General features: G+C 32.6%; 16 protein-coding genes. 3 read left to right on the forward strand and 13 right to left on the reverse strand.

Annotation, left to right across the window (positions count from 1 at the left end; genetic code table 11):
* Positions 1-16: 16 nt before the first annotated feature.
* Complete coding sequence (gene hisS, locus R6X41_RS12945) at positions 17-1,390, reverse strand: histidine--tRNA ligase (RefSeq protein ID WP_318500762.1); 1,374 nt, start codon at positions 1,388-1,390, stop codon at positions 17-19.
* A gap of 129 nt (positions 1,391-1,519) precedes the next feature.
* Between hisS and R6X41_RS12950 the strand changes: the two genes are divergently transcribed.
* Positions 1,520-2,758 carry an ABC transporter permease gene (locus R6X41_RS12950; protein ID WP_318500763.1) on the forward strand — a complete coding sequence of 413 codons (1,239 nt, stop codon included), beginning with the start codon at positions 1,520-1,522 and terminating at the stop codon, positions 2,756-2,758.
* Positions 2,759-2,765: 7 nt separating this feature from the next.
* On the opposite strand, the gene R6X41_RS12955 is transcribed toward R6X41_RS12950, so the two are convergent.
* The 5 genes from R6X41_RS12955 to rpsF form a co-directional block, all read right to left on the reverse strand.
* On the reverse strand, positions 2,766-3,239 hold the full coding sequence (locus R6X41_RS12955) for a DUF6495 family protein (RefSeq protein WP_318500764.1): 474 nt from the start codon (positions 3,237-3,239) through the stop codon (positions 2,766-2,768).
* Between the two features lie 7 nt (positions 3,240-3,246).
* Positions 3,247-4,092 (reverse strand): glycerophosphodiester phosphodiesterase family protein, encoded by an 846-nt coding sequence (locus R6X41_RS12960; RefSeq protein WP_318500765.1) that lies wholly within the window; start codon positions 4,090-4,092, stop codon positions 3,247-3,249.
* 69 nt (positions 4,093-4,161) lie between these two features.
* Positions 4,162-4,614, reverse strand: coding sequence for a 50S ribosomal protein L9 (rplI, locus tag R6X41_RS12965; protein ID WP_318500766.1), 453 nt, complete (start codon positions 4,612-4,614; stop codon positions 4,162-4,164).
* 13 nt (positions 4,615-4,627) lie between these two features.
* Complete coding sequence (gene rpsR, locus R6X41_RS12970) at positions 4,628-4,924, reverse strand: 30S ribosomal protein S18 (protein ID WP_038528424.1); 297 nt, start codon at positions 4,922-4,924, stop codon at positions 4,628-4,630.
* A gap of 2 nt (positions 4,925-4,926) precedes the next feature.
* Entirely contained in the window at positions 4,927-5,265 is a 339-nt protein-coding gene (rpsF, locus tag R6X41_RS12975) for a 30S ribosomal protein S6 (protein ID WP_318500767.1), read from the reverse strand.
* A 210-nt stretch (positions 5,266-5,475) separates the two neighbouring features.
* Here rpsF and R6X41_RS12980 point away from each other — a divergent pair, with 210 nt between their 5' ends.
* Positions 5,476-6,171 (forward strand): LytR/AlgR family response regulator transcription factor, encoded by a 696-nt coding sequence (locus tag R6X41_RS12980; RefSeq protein ID WP_318500768.1) that lies wholly within the window; start codon positions 5,476-5,478, stop codon positions 6,169-6,171.
* On the opposite strand, the gene priA is transcribed toward R6X41_RS12980, so the two are convergent.
* The 4 genes from priA to R6X41_RS13000 form a co-directional block, all read right to left on the reverse strand.
* A complete protein-coding gene (priA, locus tag R6X41_RS12985; protein WP_318500769.1) occupies positions 6,168-8,621 on the reverse strand; it encodes a replication restart helicase PriA in 2,454 nt (817 codons plus the stop codon). The genes R6X41_RS12980 and priA overlap by 4 nt on opposite strands.
* Positions 8,622-8,624: 3 nt before the next feature.
* The gene (locus tag R6X41_RS12990; RefSeq protein ID WP_318500770.1) at positions 8,625-9,566 is read right to left on the reverse strand and encodes a YihY/virulence factor BrkB family protein; all 942 of its coding nucleotides are present in this window, start codon (positions 9,564-9,566) and stop codon (positions 8,625-8,627) included.
* A gap of 1 nt (position 9,567) precedes the next feature.
* Entirely contained in the window at positions 9,568-10,425 is an 858-nt protein-coding gene (nadC, locus tag R6X41_RS12995; protein WP_318500771.1) for a carboxylating nicotinate-nucleotide diphosphorylase, read from the reverse strand.
* A 78-nt stretch (positions 10,426-10,503) separates the two neighbouring features.
* The gene (locus R6X41_RS13000; protein WP_318500772.1) at positions 10,504-11,124 is read right to left on the reverse strand and encodes an L-threonylcarbamoyladenylate synthase; all 621 of its coding nucleotides are present in this window, start codon (positions 11,122-11,124) and stop codon (positions 10,504-10,506) included.
* 47 nt (positions 11,125-11,171) lie between these two features.
* Here R6X41_RS13000 and R6X41_RS13005 point away from each other — a divergent pair, with 47 nt between their 5' ends.
* Positions 11,172-12,035: an alpha/beta hydrolase gene (locus R6X41_RS13005; RefSeq protein ID WP_318500773.1), complete on the forward strand. Its 864-nt coding sequence runs from the start codon at positions 11,172-11,174 to the stop codon at positions 12,033-12,035.
* A gap of 73 nt (positions 12,036-12,108) precedes the next feature.
* Here R6X41_RS13005 and R6X41_RS13010 read toward each other — a convergent pair whose 3' ends face one another.
* The 3 genes from R6X41_RS13010 to R6X41_RS13020 all read right to left on the reverse strand — a co-directional run bounded on the left by R6X41_RS13010 (position 12,109) and on the right by R6X41_RS13020 (position 16,932).
* A complete protein-coding gene (locus R6X41_RS13010; RefSeq protein WP_318500774.1) occupies positions 12,109-12,648 on the reverse strand; it encodes a GNAT family N-acetyltransferase in 540 nt (179 codons plus the stop codon).
* A gap of 230 nt (positions 12,649-12,878) precedes the next feature.
* Entirely contained in the window at positions 12,879-15,224 is a 2,346-nt protein-coding gene (locus R6X41_RS13015) for an ATP-dependent helicase (RefSeq protein WP_318500775.1), read from the reverse strand.
* Between the two features lie 112 nt (positions 15,225-15,336).
* On the reverse strand, positions 15,337-16,932 hold the full coding sequence (locus tag R6X41_RS13020; RefSeq protein WP_318500776.1) for a hypothetical protein: 1,596 nt from the start codon (positions 16,930-16,932) through the stop codon (positions 15,337-15,339).
* Positions 16,933-16,960 lie beyond the last annotated feature (28 nt).

Here is a 16,960-nt window from a genome sequence, read left to right on the forward strand (position 1 = left end):
ATTTAAAATAAGCTTCTTAAGATGTAACAGCTGATAATAATGTATTAAAATCTACTTTATCTTGTTCTCCGTTTATCATATTTTTCAACGTATACACTTCAGATTTAACTTCTTCCTCTCCCACTAAAACCACAAACGGAATCATTCTTTTATTTGCATGATTCATTTGTTTCTTCATTTTGGCTGCATCAGGATATAATTCGGCATTAATACCTACTGCTCTTAATTTCTGAATCGCTTTTAAACTATACAAAGCTTCGCTATCTCCAAAATTGATAAAAAATACTTTTACATTTTTATTTACAGCTTCCGGAAATAATTGCAATTCTTCCAGAACTAAGTAAATACGATCCAATCCAAAACTAATACCTACTCCACTAACATCGTTAAGTCCAAAAATCCCAGTTAAATCGTCGTAACGACCTCCACCACCAATAGACCCCATAGCTACACCTTTAGGTGCAGCAACTTCAAAAATAGCACCTGTATAGTAATTTAATCCACGAGCCAAGGTGACATCTAATTGTAATGCAGCTGTTTTTAAACCTAAAGCATCAATTCCTGTATTTATAAATTCTAATTCTTCAACACCTTTTAAACCTTCTTCAGATATGCTTAAAATCTCTTTTAAACTCTGTATTTGTGCTTCAAAAGTACCAGATAACGTAAAAAGTGGCTGTAATTTATCGATACCACTTTGTGGAATACCTTTACCTAACATTTCTTCTTTTACCTTCTCCTCGCCTATTTTATCTAATTTATCTAAAGCAACCGTAAAATCAATCAACTTATCTTTAGCTCCTATAACTTCTGCTATACCAGATAATATTTTACGATTGTTAATTTTAATCGTAACACCTTCTAAATGTAATTCAGAAAAAACAGCATCGTATAATTGTACAAATTCTACTTCTTGCCAAAGTGATTTAGATCCTACAACATCTGCATCACACTGATTAAATTCTCTAAAACGTCCTTTTTGAGGTCGGTCTGCTCTCCAAACCGGTTGCATTTGGTAGCGTTTAAACGGAAATTCAATCTCGTTTTGGTGCTGTACAACATAACGTGCAAAAGGTACTGTTAAATCGTAACGCAACGCTTTTTCTGAAATACTAGAGGTTATTTTAGTAGAATCCTTTTCAGCATATAAATCATCATTTACCTTATTAAGATAATCTCCAGAATTCAAAATTTTAAAAATCAAGCGGTCCCCTTCATCTCCATATTTACCCATCAAGGTTTCAGAATTCTCAAAACTTGGTGTTTCTATAGGTTGAAAACCGTAAGTTTCGAAAACATGCTGAATGGTTTTAAATATATATTGACGTTTTGCAACTTGATCGGGATTAAAATCTCGTGTTCCTTTTGGAATGCTTGGTTTTTGTGCCATTGGTATTTTAAATTTGAGCACAAATATCTAAATTTTTGATGTGACTTAATAAGATAATTCAATTTTATAGTAACTTTATTCCGATTTAATAGTCTTATATCAAAACACCCAACTTATAACACCATATTCATGTTTTCACTTGTTCGAGAAAATATCAGAATTGCTTTCGATTCTATAAAAGGCCAGCTACTGCGAACCATACTTACTATACTTATAATTGCCATTGGAATTACAGCTTTGGTTGGAATTTTAAGTGCTGTTTCTGCTTTAGAAACCACCATTTCTAGCGATTTCTCCTCTATGGGAGCAAATACTTTTAATATTCAACGTTATGAATTTACTGCTAGACGCCAATCAGGTGAACGCCAAAAAGTAAATCCGATTATCAGTTATCAAAATATTCGTGATTTTGAAAATCAATATAACTATCCGTTTACAAAAACATCGGTTTCCTTTAACGGAACATCGACTGCCGAAGTTAAATTTGAAAATGAAAAAACAGATCCAGAAGTAACAGTTATTGGTGCCAACGAAAATTTTATCCAAAATTCTGGTTTAAAAGTTGATCAAGGTCGTGAGTTTAATGCGTTAGAAGTCGACAATAATTCTAATGTGTGTATTATAGGAAGTGATTTAGTTAAAGCTTTATTTAAAGAAGGAAATCCTATTGATCAAACTATTTCGGTGAGGGGTTTTAAATTTAAAGTGATTGGTGCTTTAGAAGCTAAAGGATCTACTTTCGGAAATAATCAGGATTTAAGAGTCATTATGCCGCTACAAAAAGCACGTTCAATTTTTACTAATGCTAATATAAACTACGCACTTAGTGTTATGGTTGAAAAGAAAGAATTATTGGCTCAAGCTCAAGATGATGCTATTGTTACGTTTAGAAATATTCGTGGATTAAATCCAGTTGAGGATAATAATTTTGGAATGGAACGTAGCGAGGATCTTATTAATCGTGTAGGAGCTATTACAGGTGTTTTATCTACTGCCGCATGGATTATTAGTATTATAACAATTTTAGGGTCGTCTATCGCTTTAATGAACATCATGCTTGTTTCTGTAAGCGAACGTACACGAGAGATTGGCGTTCGAAAAGCTTTAGGAGCTAAACAAGGAACCATAGCGTTTCAGTTTTTTATAGAAACTATAATAATTGGTCAACTTGGTGGAATACTAGGAATGATATTGGGAATTTTACTCGGCCTCGGATTTGCATCTGCAGTCGATTTTGAGTTTAGTATGCCTTGGTCTGCCATGATTTGGGCCAGCGTTATTACGTTTATAGTAGCGATAATTTCTGGATCTTACCCCGCTTCAAAAGCTTCAAAATTAGACCCGATAGAATCTTTACGCTACGAATAACACATTGTTAATCTGCGTTTACTAAATTATTGAAATAGGTATACAAATCTCCTTTTGTAATATGTGCGCCTTGCTGAATTAACTTAAAGATATCTAATTGCTTATCTTCTGAATAGGTTTTATTAGCTTGAAGGAACTCAACATTATCATCTAATAAATTATCACGTAACCAGTTAAAACCTTCTGGAGTCGCTAAGTCTTTATCGTTTTTTATTTTAATAGCGACCAAATGCATATTCGTTTCGCCTAAAGCAAATAAATGCATATGTTGCCCATTAATATGTTCAAGGAATTTTACTTTACTTAAAACACCTTCCCATACCAAATCGCTAAACACATCTAACTCTTGTTCTGCAACTTCTGGTTTTGTCTCTTTAATAATTTTCCATTCTGTAGCATCAATAGTTTGTGTTGCTAAAAAATTTATAAATTCTTGATGTAATTCTTCAAACTGTTCTTTTGTAAGTCTAGCGTATTTCATTCTTCTTTTATTTTATAGCATTATAAACCGCAAACGGTCTGTCTGTAGCAAAAATATCTACCCCTAATGCTTTCCATTTAACATAACTTTCATTTCCCTTAACTTCTGCTTGTTTATCTAAGTTTCCTAATGTACCTAGCATACAAACGATATCTTCGGCATGTAATCTTTCAAAAAGTGATACATCAGACAAGCGTGTTCCTGTAAAAGCAAGCATATTTCTAGTTGGAATTTCAGCATCTAATAACCTATTAAATTCGTCTTCATTTCTAGCCGAAACAGATAATAATAAATCCGGAGCTAATTCGTATGCTGCTTTAGCTTGCTCAGCATCATAAGTTATAATAATACTTACATCTTGAGCTTTTGCTTCTCTTATAGCATCTATAACCACTTTTTGACTAACGCTACGTTTTATATCTACAGTAAGAATAACAGTATTGGCTTTAGCCCAATTTAATACATCCTTGAATAATGGTATTTTGTAAGGGGTTTCATTACCATATTCATCTACTAAATTAAAAGCCTCTAACTCTTTATAAGTTAAACTTTTAACCAGTCCAGTACCTGTAGATGTTCTGTCTATTGCATTATCATGCATTAAAACGAGTACTCCATCTTTGGTTTGTGCAACATCAATTTCGTAAATAGCAGAAATACTATCGTTAACGTATATAATTGTTTCTAAACAATTTTCCGGATAATGAAGTAATCCTTTGCCTCCACGATGTACACTTATATTTGCCAACTCTTTATTAGAAGCTTTAAAAACCTCAATAAGTTTAGAATCTGTTTTCGTATTAACACAACTAATAAAACATAATAAACTAAATGCTATGATAAGATGTTTCATGCTTTTTTAAAATTAAAAAAACCGTCTAGAACGTATCTAAACGGTTTAAATATTATAATCGCTTTTAAATTAGTTAGCTTGAGCTACTACTTCAAAAGCTAAATCGATAGTTACTTCACGGTGTAAACGTACTACGGCTTCGTATTTACCTAAACGTTTAACACTTCCACCAATTACAGTGATGAATTTTTTGTCGATTGACTGACCTTCTTTTGCTATTGCTTCAGCAAGGTCGATATTGTTTACAGAACCAAATAATTTATCACCTGATCCTACTTTAGACGAAATTTTAATTTCTAAAGCTTTTAAAGCTTCACCAATTACATTAGCGTCATCAACAATTTTCTTTTCTTTAAAGGCTCTTTGCTTTAAGTTTTCAGCTAACACTTTTCTAGAAGAAGGTGTTGCTAAAATAGCACTTCCTTGAGGAATTAAAAAGTTTCTACCATAACCGTTCTTAACTGTTACAACATCGTCTTTAAATCCTAAATTTTCAACGTCTTGTTTTAATATAAGTTCCATTGTTATCGGTATTTTATTTTAATAAATCAGCTACATAAGGCATTAAAGCTAAGTGACGAGCTCTTTTTACAGCTACAGACACTTTTCTTTGATACTTTAAAGAAGTTCCTGTTAAACGACGAGGTAAAATTTTACCTTGTTCGTTTACAAATCTTAATAACCAGTCTGCATCTTTATAATCTACATACTTGATTCCAGATTTCTTGAAACGACAATATTTCTTTTGCTTATTAGTTTCAATATTTAAAGGCGTTAAGTATCTAATCTCACCGTCTTTTTTTCCTTTTGCTTGTTGTTCTATTGATGACATAATTACGCTTTTTGTTTTAGTTTAGCTCTTCTTCTTTCAGCCCAAGACACAGCGTGCTTGTCTAATTTTACAGTTAAGTAACGCATAAAACGCTCGTCACGTCTAAATTCCAACTCTAATGGAGTAATTACTTCTCCAGGAACAGTGAATTCAAATAAATGGTAAAAACCACTTTTTTTGTTTTGAATTGGGTAGGCTAATTTTTTTAGTCCCCAATCTTCTTTTGATATCATCTTAGCACCGTTCGAAACAAGAAAGTCTTCGTATTTCTGTACTGTCTCCTTTATCTGTGTTTCAGATAAAACGGGATTTAAGATGAAAACAGCTTCATAATGATTCATATTCAAATCTATTTTATTGTTAAAAATGGCTGCAAAATTACAAATAAATATTAGATATAACAAACACTATCCAAATTACTTTCAACCCTGTAAAAATCGCTCATACAACGTTAATAAAAACACAAAATAATCACTTTATCGGGATTTCTTTTGTTTTTATCCGATTAATTTGTACTATTGTCGATATCTTAACCGAAAATAATTATTGTTATGACTTTAAACTGTGTAGTAGTTGACGACTCCGCAATCCAGCGATTGTCCATAGTGAAGTTGATAGAAAACCATCCTGCTCTTAACTTAATTGCAGAGTATAGCAGTGCGCTTGAAACCAAAAATGGTTTAAATTCGCATAAGGTAGACCTCATCTTTTTAGATATTGAAATGCCTGTTTTAAACGGTTTCGAACTTCTTGACGTATTAAATAATAAGCCTCAAATTATATTTGTTACCGGTAAAACCGAATATGCGTTTAAAGCGTTTAATTACGATGCTACCGACTATTTAAAGAAACCTATAACTCGCGAACGTTTTATGATTGCTGTTGAAAAAGCAGTTGAACAACATAAATTAAAATTAGATTTTAACGAAGCTGAAGGAGAACATATATTTGTAAAAAGTAATCTAAAAAAACGTAAAGTATATATAAACGACATTAAGTGGATTGAAGCACTTGGTGATTACGTAAAATTGGTTACCGAAGAAAGTAGTTTGGTTGTATTATCTACAATGAAAGCTTTCGAGCAAGAGTTACCTGAAGGAAAATTTTTAAGAATACACAAATCGTATATCGTTAATCTAGATAAAATAGACAGATTTAACAGTAAAAATGTTGAAGTTGGATCTTATGAAATTCCGTTAAGCAGAAACAAGAAAACACAACTTATAGATGCTTTAAACAGTATTTAATACGCATCGACATTCAATATTAATCTAACAGATCTAAAATCTTTTACATTCATAAAGCTATTGTTAATTCTAACAATGGCTTTTTTTGTACCTCCTAACGATTGTTTTTGCGGAATTTTAATTAGAATTGTTTTATGAAATTGATTCCTAATTCTTGACACTGGCGGATCTACCGGTCCTAAAACATAATCGCCAAAGACTTGCCTTAAAGCTGTTCCCAACCAAATAGAAGCTGTATTTACACGATTAAAATCTTTATGCTTTAGCGTTACACGTATTAATCGATATATTGGTGGATATTTAAAATTATAACGCTCGTCCATTTGCTCTTTATACATAGCTGCATAATTATTCGTTGAAACTTGCTGTAATATATTATGAAACGGATTGTAGGTTTGAATTAAAACTTTTCCTTGTTTTTCTGTTCGTCCTGCACGACCAGACACTTGCGATAATAATTGATAACTACGCTCGTGCGCTCTAAAATCGGGGAAATTCAATAAATTATCGGCATTCATAATACCTACCAAAGCCACATTTCTAAAATCCAATCCTTTAGTTAGCATTTGCGTTCCTACTAGAATATCCATTTCCTGCTGCTCGAAAGCTGTTATAATTTTTTCGTATCCATATTTACCCCGAGTGGTATCTAAATCCATTCGTCCAGCTTTATGATTTGGAAACAACAACTTCACCTCCTCCTCTATTTGCTCTGTCCCAAAACCCTTACTATCTAGTGAAGTATCTCCACAAGCCTGACATTTTAAAAGCATAGCCATATTGTAGCCACAATAATGACAACGTAATTGGTTCCGGTAACTGTGATACGTTAAACTCACATCGCAATTCGGGCATTCCGGAGCATGACCGCAGGTTTTACATTCTACTATAGGCGAAAAGCCTCGTCTGTTTTGAAATAAAATAATCTGATGTCCTTCCTCCAAAGTTTCAGTCATGACTTGAATCATTCTATCGCTAAAATGACCACGCATTAACTTACGTTTTTGTTTATCCTTTACATCTATTAATTCAATGTCTGGCATTAACACATTATTATATCGCTTAGTAATTTCAACCAAACCATATTTACCTTGCTGTACATTAAAGTAACTTTCTAAACTAGGCGTTGCCGAGCCCAACAATGTTTTAGCCCCATGAAAATGTGCGAGAACAATTGCTGTATCTCTAGCATGATATCTAGGTGCTGGGTCGAATTGCTTAAAAGATTGCTCATGTTCCTCATCTACAATAATTAATCCGAGGGAGTTAAAAGGTAAAAATATAGATGAACGCGCTCCCAAAACTATTTGGGCTTTTGGAGAATTATTCAGTACATTATTCCAAACTTCTACACGTTCGTGAGCTGAATATTTGGAATGAAAAACAGCCACTTGTTCTCCAAAATACACTTGTAATCTATTTACTAACTGAGTTGTTAAAGCAATTTCGGGCAACAAATACAAGACTTGTTTACCTGTTTTCAGAGCGTCTTCAATTAATTTTACATAGACTTCGGTTTTTCCAGAAGATGTTACACCATGAAGCAACGTAACTTGATGTGTTTCAAACGTCGTTTTGATTTGAAGTAAAGCTTCGGTTTGTTCTGGATTTAGAGCTTTTGATGCTTCAGAAGCCTCTCCGCTAAATTCTACACGATCTGTTTGAATAAAATACTCTTCTAAAATCGATTTATCAATTAAAGACTTAATAATACTATTTGAAGTGCCGCTAGCTTCCGTTAATTCTGAAACTTTTATCGCTTTCCTTGTTTTTGCTGATAATTGAAACAAGCTCATAACTACGTCACGCTGTTTTGGAGCACGACTTAATTCCTCTAACAAAAGCTGTAATCCGTCTTGTGTAGTATGCTGACTTTGAAGTTTGACATATTTCACCAATTTCGGTTTATACTTTTCAATAACTTCTTCGTCAACAACAATAGCTTCCTTTTCTAAAAGACGTTTTATAATGGGAAAGACTTGTTTTCTATCAACTATATCTACTATATCCTGAAGTCGTAAAGACGATTGATGTTGTAAGGCTTCATAAATAAGAAACTCATCGTCTTTTAAATCCGTATCGTTTATTTCTTTGTCTTTGTTCTTACTAATTAAGGTTTCACTTTCTAAAATAAACGCATTAGGCAAGGCGGCTCGCATTACATCGCCAACCGTACACAAATAATAGTTCGCCATCCAATCCCACAATTTCAATTGCGTTTCAGTAACGACAGGAAATTCATCTAAAATTTGATGAATTTGTTTCGCTTCATAAATAAGAGGCGGATTATAATGAATACCTTTTACTATTGCCGTATAAACTTTAGTCTTCCCGAAAGGAACAGCCACTCGCATCCCCGGTTTTATAAAATCGGATTCCGCTTCTGTAATTGCATAAGTAAATAGATTTTCAACAGGAATAGGAAGTATAACATCTATAAAATGAAGCATATATTAGTGACTTTTATGTAATTGACGCATAGACACATTTAATTCGTATCCTAGCAAAATAATATTAGAATTTAACCACAAATAAAACATTAAAATAAGCAGTGCACCTATAGAGCCATAAAGCTCGTTATATTGTGAAAACTTCTCGATATAGACTCCAAACAAATAGGAAAAACACACAATTAACATGGTTGTAAACAATGCTCCTGCCGAGAAAAAATGACTATGCTTTCCTTCTCGTGTTCCAAAATAATACAGCGTAGCAGTAGATAAATACACCATAATTATTCCGAAAACATATTTAGATATATTTACCCAAATTATACTACTATCGCCTATTTCGACACCTTGATGTTTTAATGTTTCAAACAAACTACCAAGCACATAAATCTCTACGAATCCAAATCCAGCAACAGAAATCACCACTAAAAACCCAAGAATTAAAGCAACACCTAAAGCGTATAAATATTGTCTTAATATACTGCGTGATAATTCTAAATGATACGAACTTTCGAATGCTGAAAACACGGCACTCACACCGTTTGCCATTAAAAAAATAGACAATATAAATACCGTCGAAAGTAATCCGCCACGTTCTGAACTATCTATATTTTCAAATATATTTTTGAAGAAAAATTCGGATGTTGTTGGTGGTAAAAACGATTCTAGAAAATCTAGAAACTCTAATTTAAATCCGTCTATCGGAATATGTGGAATAAGTATTAAAATGAATAATAAAAACGGAAAAATTGCCATGAAAAAATTGAAAGCTATGGCACTCGCTCTTGAAGTTAATGCGCCTTTTAAAATTCCAGTAATGTATAATTCTAATAAATCATAAATTGACAAGCCTTCTAAACCTGGTAATTTTAAGGTTTTAAAAAACTTAACTACTAAATTTAAAATTGGAATCTTCGCTAGCTTATCTTCAATAGGCTTTGTCATATTAAACCGCTTTCAAGCTTAAATCCATATTATAGACCGAATGCGTTAAAGCACCAGACGAAATACAATTTACGCCACATTCTGCATATTTACGCAAGGTTTGCTCGTTTATACCTCCGGAAGATTCTGTCTGACATGTATTGCCAATCATCTTCACTGCTGTTTTAGTATCTTCATAATTAAAGTTGTCTATTAAAATTCGAAATACACCTTCGGTTTGAAGAATCTCTTCAATCTCTTTAAGGTTTCTCGCTTCAACTATAATTTTTAAATCTTTATTTTGTGCTTTTAAATAGGCTTGCGTTTTGGTAATTGCTGGAGTAATTCCTCCTGCAAAATCGATGTGATTATCTTTTAACATAATCATGTCGTACAACGCAAATCTATGATTTTCGCCACCTCCAATTTTTACTGCCCATTTTTCTAAAGCACGAATCCCTGGAGTTGTTTTTCTTGTATCTAAAATTTTAGTTCCTGTACCTGCTAATAAATCGACATAAGATTTTGTTTTTGTTGCAATAGCACTCATTCGTTGCATGGCATTTAAAACTAAACGCTCGGCTTTTAAAATAGATTGTGAAGCGCCTTCAACATAAAACACAACATCACCATATTTTACTTGGCTTCCATCTTCAATTAAGGTTTCAACTTTTAAATCTTTATCGATATACTCAAACACTTTTTTTGCAAATTCTACACCTGCGATAACGCCATTATCTTTTACCAATAATTTGGCTTTTCCTTGTGCAGTTGTAGGAATACAAGCTAGAGAACTATGGTCACCATCACCTACATCTTCGCGAACAGCATTTACAATAATGCCTTCTATTTCTTTGTCAAATTGAGCTTTACTAATCATAAAAATTGTTTGATGCTAAATTACAAATTGCGGATTGAAATCTGTTTAAAAACCGAATAAATATAGAGTGTCACTTGATTAAAAAATCTCTAAACTTCCTTTTCCTTCTCTAACAATAACAGGCTCAGATTCTGAGAAATCTATAATTGTAGATGCTTGATTATCTCCATAGCCACCATCGACTACCAAATCGACCAAATTATTCCATTTTTCATATATTAATTCTGGATCTGTAGTGTATTCCAAAACTTCATCCTCATCTCGAATAGAAGTCGAAACTATTGGGTTTCCTAATAATTTTACAATTTCTAAAGCAATTCTATTATTCGGTACTCGAATACCAACAGTTTTCTTTTTCTTAAAGGCCGAAGGCAAGGTTTTAGCTCCCGGAAGGATAAAAGTGTAAGGTCCTGGCAACGCACGCTTTAATATTTTAAAGGTCGAGGTATCAATTTGTTTCACATAATCGCTTAAATTACTTAAATCGTGACAAATAAATGAAAAATTTGCTTTCTCTAATTTCACACCTTTTATTCTAGCGATACGCTCTAAAGCCTTATTGTTAGTAATATCACACCCCAAACCATAAACGGTATCTGTAGGATAAATAATCAATCCACCACGCTTTAAAACATCAACTATTTTTTTTATCTCCTTGGGGTTCGGATTTTCTTCATAAATTTTTATAAACTCGGCCATAATAAGTATATTGTAGAATCGTTCTACAAAGTAATTAATATTTTATAATGAAACCAATAAAAACCATTATCATCCTGCTTATTATTGCAGTCACGAGTTATTCGTGTTCTTCAGACTCTACTTCTGATGCTAATGATTTTGTGGATTTAGAAGCTGCTGTTAAAATTGATGTGCCTTACGGAGATCACGAATCTCAAACTTACGATATCTATTTACCTGCGCATCGCGATATCGATACCAAAACCTTAATTTTGGTTCATGGTGGCGGATGGACTTCTGGTGATAAAAATGATATGAATGATATTGTTGAATTGATAAAAACTGACCTACCAAACTTGGCTATTTTAAATATGAATTACCGCTTGGTTGACGAAACAACTGAAGCCTACCCGATGCAAATAAACGATATCACTTCGGTAGTTAGTCATTTAAATGCTAATCTTGACGCTTATCAAATTTCTGATGATTTTGGGTTTATAGGTACTAGTGCCGGAGCTCACTTGGCTATGTTATGGAGTTATGCTTTTAACGATGCACAACAAGCTAAAATGGTTTGTAGTATTGTTGGACCTACAAATTTCACCGATCCCGCATATTTAGAAAGTGTAAATTCAGATATGCTTAAATTACTACAAGAATTATATGGTTTGGAGCTAACTACAGAGTTTTTAGAAAAAGTAAGCCCCTATCATCAAGTGACACAATCTGCTCCTCCAACAATTTTATTCTATGGTGGAAAAGATCCTTTAATTCCTGTTTCACAGGGTGATATGTTACAAATAAAACTACAAGAACTGGGTGTTATGCACGAATATACGCTTTATCCTGATGCTGGTCACGGTTGGATTGGATTAGAATTATTAGATACTTGGTTTCAATTAAAAAGCTTTATTGAAGCTCATTTGGAATAAGTTAAATCTGAAAATATATTTTGACTCCTTTCTGAGAACTTAAATTCATTCCCATAAGAATTAACACGGTTTCTCACTCCTTATATTCTTTATTTTGTAATGACCAATATATCATTTCATCGTCACGCTTCATTTCTATAAAGTTTAACTTCTTTAACAAATTTACAGAACTAAGGTTATCCAACTCACACTGAGCTGTAATTTTACTTACAATTTCTGTAGAAAGCGCCCAACCTATAAGTTCTACAGCAGCTTCTTTAGCATAACCATTTCTACGTTCTTCTTTTAGTATTCCATAACCAATATCAACAGATCTACTTTCATCATTAAATCCTTTGAAACCCAAGTCTCCTATAATTTCTAAAGTGTCTTTCTTAATTATCATCCAAGATTCAAATCCTGTAGGCGACTCTACTTGAGCTAAGTTATTTACTATTTTGGGTAAAGTTTCAATAACATCAATATCTGGCCAACTTTTTCCTTTCTTAAAACCTAACTTGTATAATTCACTGAAATCATCATCAATAAAATCTTTACAGAGTTGTAATGTAAAGGGTATAAGAATTAATCTTTCAGTAGTTAATCTGTCTATTTTTAGCGTTTGTACTTTCAATCTTATTATGCTTTAAGGATTATTAAATGTACTAATAAAACTGTTCTGAAAAAGATCTTCTTAACAGTAGACATAATACATTATAAAAAAAATCATAACATAACTCCTATTTACTCTCTTCAAAAATTACTCGATTTTAAATAAAAAAAATGACCCTGAAACAAGTCCAAGGTCATTTTGCTTTATAAAAACTACACATAATAAAATGTAATGCGAGTAAACTAATCTAACTATCCTATAACCTCTAACTTCGCAAAACGAAGTAACAGTTTTTTATTACCTCCATTTTCGAATTTTATCTCGGCTTTTGTATCTGCTCCTGCGCCTTCAATATTTAAAACTTCACCTTTACCAAAACGTAAATGCTTTACAATATTACCGGCCATCAATTTATTATCGAATAAATTAGCACCTTCCCCTCCACTAATTTTACTAACAGATTTTAAATTTTTAGGTGTAATCGTTGGAACCTTTTCTGGCCCCTTTAATTTTGTAACACCCTTTTTCTGAATAGGTAATTGTTTTGCTGGTTTAAAGCGAATATTTCTGTTAGGCACATCGTCTCCAAAGATACTTGCATCTAACATCGGGTTCATTCTACGCTCTTCAATTGGTGTTAGTATATCTAAATATTGCTCATCAATTTCTTGAATAAAACGACTTGGATCAGAATCTACTAATTTCCCCCAACGGTATCTTGATAAGGCATATGTTAAATAGGCTTGCTTCTCTGCTCGAGTTAAAGCCACATAAAACAAACGACGCTCTTCTTCTAATTCGCTTCGCGTATTCATACTCATAGCGCTCGGGAACAAATCTTCTTCAAGACCAACTATAAATACGTACGGAAATTCCAGACCTTTTGCCAAGTGAATCGTCATTAGCCCAACACGATCATCTTCACCGGTGTCATTATCTAAATCGGTTGCTAGAGCAACATCTTCTAAAAACTCGGCTAAAGACCCTGTAGTGTCAGCAATTTCGCGTTGTTCTTCAACGAAATCTTTTATACCGTTTAAAAGTTCTTCAATATTTTCAACTTTAGCTACACCCTCTGGGGTTGCATCTTTATTGAATTCTTTAATTAATCCTGTAGTTTTAGAAACGTGATCTGCAAGTTCGAAGGCATTTGTATTTATACTCATGACTTGAAAACTTTCAACCATGGTTACAAAATCCATCAATTTATTTTTTGTTCCTGAATTAATTTTCACATCTGTTTTATCGATGTTTTTCATCACTTCAAAAATAGAACGCTTATAGCCATTAGCCGCAATTAGTAATTTGTCTATTGTTGTTTGACCAATACCTCTTGGTGGAAAATTAATAACACGCTTTAATGCTTCCTCGTCTGAAGGATTTATAATAATTCGCAAATACGATAATACATCTTTAATCTCTTTACGCTGATAAAAGGATAATCCGCCATAAATCCTATACGGAATATCACGTTTACGCAACGCGTCTTCCATAGATCTGGATTGCGCATTGGTACGATATAAAATAGCAAAATCACTATAATTTAGCTGAGCGTTCATTTTTTCTTCAAAAATAGTACTCGCCACAAAACGTCCTTCTTCCCCATCGGTCATTGAACGATTTACTTTTATTTTATTCCCTTCATCATTCGCGGTCCAAACTACTTTATCTAATTTGGTTTCGTTTTTTTCTATTATAGAATTTGCGGCGTTAACAATAGTTTTTGTCGATCTGTAATTTTGCTCCAATCTGAACATTTTAACATCGTCGTAATCTTTCTGGAAATTCAGAATATTATTAATATTTGCACCACGGAAGGCATAAATACTTTGCGCATCATCTCCTACCACACAAATGTTTTGAAAACGATCGGACAGTGCTCTTACTATTAAATATTGTGAATGGTTTGTATCTTGATACTCATCGACCAAGATATATCTAAATCGATCTTGATATTTTGCTAAAACTTCTGGAAAACGTGTTAAAAGTTCGTTGGTTTTTAATAATAAATCATCAAAATCCATCGCGCCAGATTTAAAACAACGCTCTACATATTCCTTATAAATATCGCCAATACGCGGACGTCTAGCCATCGTATCTGCTTCAATTAATTCTGGATTCTGAAAGTATGCACGAACAGTTATTAAACTGTTTTTATATGAAGAAATTCTAGAAAACACCGATTTGTACTTATACAATTCCTTATCTAATCCCATCTCTTTTATAATTGACGAAATTAAACGCTGAGAATCTTGTGCATCGTAAATAGTAAAGTTACTTGGATATCCTAAGCGGTCGGCTTCAATTCTTAAAATCTTAGCAAACACAGAGTGAAACGTTCCCATCCAAAGATTCTTGGCCTCACTTTGTCCAACAATAGACGCAATACGCTCTTTCATTTCGCGAGCAGCCTTGTTGGTAAATGTTAATGACAAAATATTAAATGGGTCTATACCCTTGTGCATTAAATAGGCAATTCGATAGGTAAGCACACGCGTTTTTCCTGAGCCAGCACCTGCGATAACGATCATAGGGCCATTCATTTGAATGGTTGGTGCTAACTGTGCTTCATTTAACTGACTTAAATACTTCTCCAATGTTTATACAATTTAGATTGTAAAATTAACCTTTGTTACCCGTTTAAGTAAATAGATTTATAAATAATTATAAACATTAGCCACTTTAATAATATGTAGGAACAAAAAAGGGTTAAATAATACCGTCTCCAATAAACACAAGCTTTAAACCTTCTTTAAAATTAAGCCATAAAAAATTAAAAATAGATTTGGTTTTATCTCGAGTTACCTCACCTTTTTCCTTTTTAAAGTCATTATCCTCTTTTTTAGAGTCGTTACTAATAAAAATATTCGCTACAGAAGATAAAAACTTATTTTTCTTATGTTTTTTGTTTAAAACATGAACTTTCATGTTTTCATATTTCACATTAAAATCAATGGTAGACTGATTTACATTCCCATTAATTCTGGCATAAATTTCATCAAATTGACCTTCTAATTTTAAATTCAAGTTATTTTCTGTATAAGTATTTAATTGCGATACAGCTAAAAGCCCTATTTGTGCTTTAAACATAAACTCATCGCTTTCATTATTCACATCAAACGTCCAGACGGCATGTAAAGGAGCAGAATCCATGAACTTGGTATTTATATCTAATTCTGTTTTTATTGGTAATGTATAGGTGTTACTTAAGTTTTTTATTGTTGCATTCAAATCTGCAAAAATTATTTCTCCTGGTTTAACTCCTGTTTTTACTTTCTCTTCATATAAAATATTACCATCTCTTAAGAGCAAAACAGGTAATGTTAAATCGAATTTTAAATCTCGTAACATTTTACTATAGAGTGGTTTTATAGTATAATCGTCTGGAACCATTTTATTACGGTAAATTACTAAGTCAGGTTTCTGAAGAACTATGGTATCCGTTTTAAAATAAAATTGATTTTCAGAAAAACCAAATTCTGGTTGTTGGATATAGATTGAATCTACCTGAACATTAAAATGGTCGCGTTCTTTATCTATAATTTTGGTAAGCTCCTGTTTCGTATATCTTGTTTGTAATTTAAATTCCCTGACTACCCAATGCTTCTTAGTTAAATCTAGATCATGTAATTTAATTGTTTCGAATTTACCAACATTAAACTTTAAGGAATCGGTTATTACGCGGTAATCGGAATATTCAAAAGGGATACTTTTTTCAGCAGAAACCGCATCGAAATAAATATCGTTGAACGAAATATTTACATTTTCAGATTTTATAAAGATAGAATCCTTCGAACCTTTAAATATGTTTACCGTCGCATGACTTAAATCGAAATTTCCAATTTTTATAATTTTATTGAATTTTTTTAATCCTTTTTGTTTTGAAGTTGATGCCGATTTTGGAGACGAATTAGAGTCAACAGAATCTTTAGTTTTCTCTGATTCTTTTATATAAGAAATCTGAGCATCCTCCAACAAAATGCTATCCAACTGAATGGTATTATTAACAATATATTCCCAATAGCTGATATTTTTCAGTTTAAAATCTTCAAGTTTAACTTTTAAATTAACCTCTTTTCTAACACCCTCTAATAGTTCTAATTCCGGATTCTCGACAAATAACATGCCTTGAAACACATTAACATGTAATGCAGAATAATTAAAGCGTACAGATTCGGGCAAAGTTTTTAAAGTAGTTTCTAGTTTTTTCTCAACTATAGTATTTGCGAAAAACAAAACCACAAGGCAAATCACACAAATTATTGAAAACCCAATCGTTAATCCTTTTTTTATTTTTTTTGACATTTAATTTTTATCTAGATGATTCTAAATT

The organism is Formosa sejongensis, assembly GCF_033447105.1.
In the GTDB taxonomy this organism is placed as follows: Bacteria; Bacteroidota; Bacteroidia; order Flavobacteriales; family Flavobacteriaceae; genus Formosa.

Excerpts from the sequence above, each read along its gene's own strand:
- hisS (WP_318500762.1), bottom strand. The coding sequence starts at position 1,390 with ATGGCACAAAAACCAAGCATTCCAAAAGGAACACGAGATTTTAATCCC.
- R6X41_RS12950 (WP_318500763.1), top strand. The coding sequence starts at position 1,520 with ATGTTTTCACTTGTTCGAGAAAATATCAGAATTGCTTTCGATTCTATA.
- R6X41_RS12955 (WP_318500764.1), bottom strand. The coding sequence starts at position 3,239 with ATGAAATACGCTAGACTTACAAAAGAACAGTTTGAAGAATTACATCAA.
- R6X41_RS12960 (WP_318500765.1), bottom strand. The coding sequence starts at position 4,092 with ATGAAACATCTTATCATAGCATTTAGTTTATTATGTTTTATTAGTTGT.
- rplI (WP_318500766.1), bottom strand. The coding sequence starts at position 4,614 with ATGGAACTTATATTAAAACAAGACGTTGAAAATTTAGGATTTAAAGAC.
- rpsR (WP_038528424.1), bottom strand. The coding sequence starts at position 4,924 with ATGTCATCAATAGAACAACAAGCAAAAGGAAAAAAAGACGGTGAGATT.
- rpsF (WP_318500767.1), bottom strand. The coding sequence starts at position 5,265 with ATGAATCATTATGAAGCTGTTTTCATCTTAAATCCCGTTTTATCTGAA.
- R6X41_RS12980 (WP_318500768.1), top strand. The coding sequence starts at position 5,476 with ATGACTTTAAACTGTGTAGTAGTTGACGACTCCGCAATCCAGCGATTG.
- priA (WP_318500769.1), bottom strand. The coding sequence starts at position 8,621 with ATGCTTCATTTTATAGATGTTATACTTCCTATTCCTGTTGAAAATCTA.
- R6X41_RS12990 (WP_318500770.1), bottom strand. The coding sequence starts at position 9,566 with ATGACAAAGCCTATTGAAGATAAGCTAGCGAAGATTCCAATTTTAAAT.
- nadC (WP_318500771.1), bottom strand. The coding sequence starts at position 10,425 with ATGATTAGTAAAGCTCAATTTGACAAAGAAATAGAAGGCATTATTGTA.
- R6X41_RS13000 (WP_318500772.1), bottom strand. The coding sequence starts at position 11,124 with ATGGCCGAGTTTATAAAAATTTATGAAGAAAATCCGAACCCCAAGGAG.
- R6X41_RS13005 (WP_318500773.1), top strand. The coding sequence starts at position 11,172 with ATGAAACCAATAAAAACCATTATCATCCTGCTTATTATTGCAGTCACG.
- R6X41_RS13020 (WP_318500776.1), bottom strand. The coding sequence starts at position 16,932 with ATGTCAAAAAAAATAAAAAAAGGATTAACGATTGGGTTTTCAATAATT.